The following is a 2,041-nucleotide window of genomic DNA, read 5'->3' on the forward strand; positions in this document are numbered from 1 at the left end:
GGAAAGGATTCATATGCTGCACCTTTAGCTAAAACAGTCTTCAGCTTACCATTCGTGGTTATTTGCAACAGTGCCGTTACTCGACACATCCGTGTACGCACTTGCTATCGCCTGCATCCAACGCCCTGCAAAGTCGCGTTAACTCGTCGAGCCTGGGTCCCGACTCGAAGGCCACGCGCAGGAAACGCAACCGTTCCAGTGTTTTGGCATCGAAAACGTTGTAGCCACCTTCGGTTCGCCAGGCGGGATGCAACAACCCGCGCATCAAGTAGTCGCGCACAACATGCACGCTTACGCCTGCATCTTCAGCAAGCTTCGAAATCGAGTAGGCATTCATGCCGTGTTTCGCTCGCTGTCTTCTAACAGCTTATGCGCGATCAGATGTCCGAGACCGAATGCATTCTCGACAGGCACGAGCTCTATCCCCGGGTGCGTCGAAGCCCATGCATTTGCAACAGAAGGCGATGCAAAAAAATGCACATGACAGCAAAAGGAACAGCGAATGTCGGGTGAAGCATCCGGCGTTAGCAGAGACACCATTGTTTCCGCCGGTTCAACCTGAAGCACTGCTTCTGGCGCAACTGTGAGCGTAATCGGCCTGCCGGTGGCAGCACAGCGCGACGTGACACGGGCTGTTTTGCCAATCAAAGCGGGAAACATCAAGGTGTCGAGCGCACACCAGGTGTATAAACGGCGGCCATCCACTTCAAAAACGTGAGGGGTTTCGCGTAGCGTCAGGGCCAGTCCAATGATATTGCCCTGCTCGTCATATTCGGTACCGGGCGCCGGCTCAAGTACAGTTGCAACCCTCTGCCCAGACCATCCGAGTGTGGTGCCGAGCGCTTCGCGTGACACAGGCCTTCCCATCACAAGCTGACGAAGCAGGGTGACGAAGAGGGTTGCGAACTCTTCTGGATGATTGCCAGATGAGAGGCTCTCGGCAATCTTTTTGGAATATATAGTCTTGTCCAATTTCCACCTCCAACATCCAAGCAGCGGTTACGCGGCATAAACCCACCCTTGGCGATTACATGCCGCGCTTTTCAAAGATCACGTCAGCGTGCGCTTTGCCGGCGTTTCCATTCCTGGACCAGCAATTGCGCTTGCTGCACCTGTTCGGGCTTCATTTGAGCTGCATAGTCTGCAACGACTTTTGCTGCTGTCGGTTCTCCCGACGCTGCGGCCAGACTCATCCACTGGTATGCCTGCACCTGGTCGGGCGCGATGTCGGTAAGACCCTTTGCAAACAGCTGGGCCAGCCTGACTTGAGCCTGCGTGTGTCCCTGCTCGGCAGAGAGGCGGTACCACTTGAACGCCTGTGCATCGTCGGCAGGAGCCGCACGCCCTTTCTTATACATACCGTCGACTTCGCTTGCGTAGAGGCGCCCCAGGTTGAACTGCGCATCAGCTTCACCCTGCTCGGCCGCCCTGCGAAACCACTGGATCGATGCAGCATGGTCTTGTTTTACGCCCATACCGCATTTGTAGGCAAGACCCATGATGTTCTGCGCCATGGCATCGCCCGCCCTCGCTTTCTTTTCCCAGCCGTCGACGGTCTCCGGCGCCAATGTTTCGATCGCTGCTCCCAGCTTAGAAAAGTCGTAGGCCGCCAGCGCATTGTTTGACAAGCCAAACGCTGCAGTACCCGCCAACAGAATGGTTAAGCATGCACGGGTGCAACGTGCTGTTAGTCTAATATCGCAAAACATAAAAACTCCTCTGTCGCTCTTTTCGTGTCCTTGGTTTAGCCCGCACAGCACGATAGCTGTGTCACATCCTTCGAGAAAGTCTGTGCCACCAGTTTGAGACCTTCGACCATGGTCAGGTAGGGGAAAAGTTGGTTGGCAAGATCCTGGACGGTCATGCGAGCCCGGATGGCAATCGCGGCAGTCTGGATGATCTCGCCTGCTTCCGGTGTTACAGCCTGAACCCCAAGAATGCGTCCAGATTCAGCCTCAGCGACAAGCTTGATGAAGCCGCGTGTGTCGAAGTTGGCAAGCGCACGCGGCACGTTGTCCAAGGTCAAGGTGCGACTGTCGGT

Annotated in this window: 2 protein-coding genes and 2 pseudogenes; all 4 read right to left on the minus strand. The window is 55.7% G+C overall.

Annotation, left to right across the window (positions count from 1 at the left end):
• Positions 1–106 precede the first annotated feature (106 nt).
• A pseudogene (gene merD / locus PV763_RS17455) lies at positions 107–337 on the minus strand (mercuric resistance transcriptional repressor MerD); the annotation flags it as partial.
• Positions 334–972 carry an organomercurial lyase MerB gene (gene merB / locus PV763_RS17460; RefSeq protein ID WP_420938285.1) on the minus strand — a complete coding sequence of 213 codons (639 nt, stop codon included), beginning with the start codon at positions 970–972 and terminating at the stop codon, positions 334–336. The pseudogene merD and the gene merB, both read right to left, overlap by 4 nt.
• An 83-nt stretch (positions 973–1,055) precedes the next feature.
• Positions 1,056–1,709 carry a phenylmercury resistance protein MerG gene (gene merG, locus PV763_RS17465; RefSeq protein WP_420938286.1) on the minus strand — a complete coding sequence of 218 codons (654 nt, stop codon included), beginning with the start codon at positions 1,707–1,709 and terminating at the stop codon, positions 1,056–1,058.
• 35 nt (positions 1,710–1,744) lie between these two features.
• Positions 1,745–2,041: pseudogene (locus PV763_RS17470) on the minus strand (mercuric reductase); the annotation flags it as partial.

The organism is Acinetobacter sp. AS5 (genome assembly GCF_048957595.1).
Classification (GTDB): Bacteria; Pseudomonadota; Gammaproteobacteria; order Pseudomonadales; family Moraxellaceae; genus Acinetobacter.

Excerpts from the sequence above, each read along its gene's own strand:
- merG (WP_420938286.1), bottom strand. The coding sequence starts at position 1,709 with ATGTTTTGCGATATTAGACTAACAGCACGTTGCACCCGTGCATGCTTA.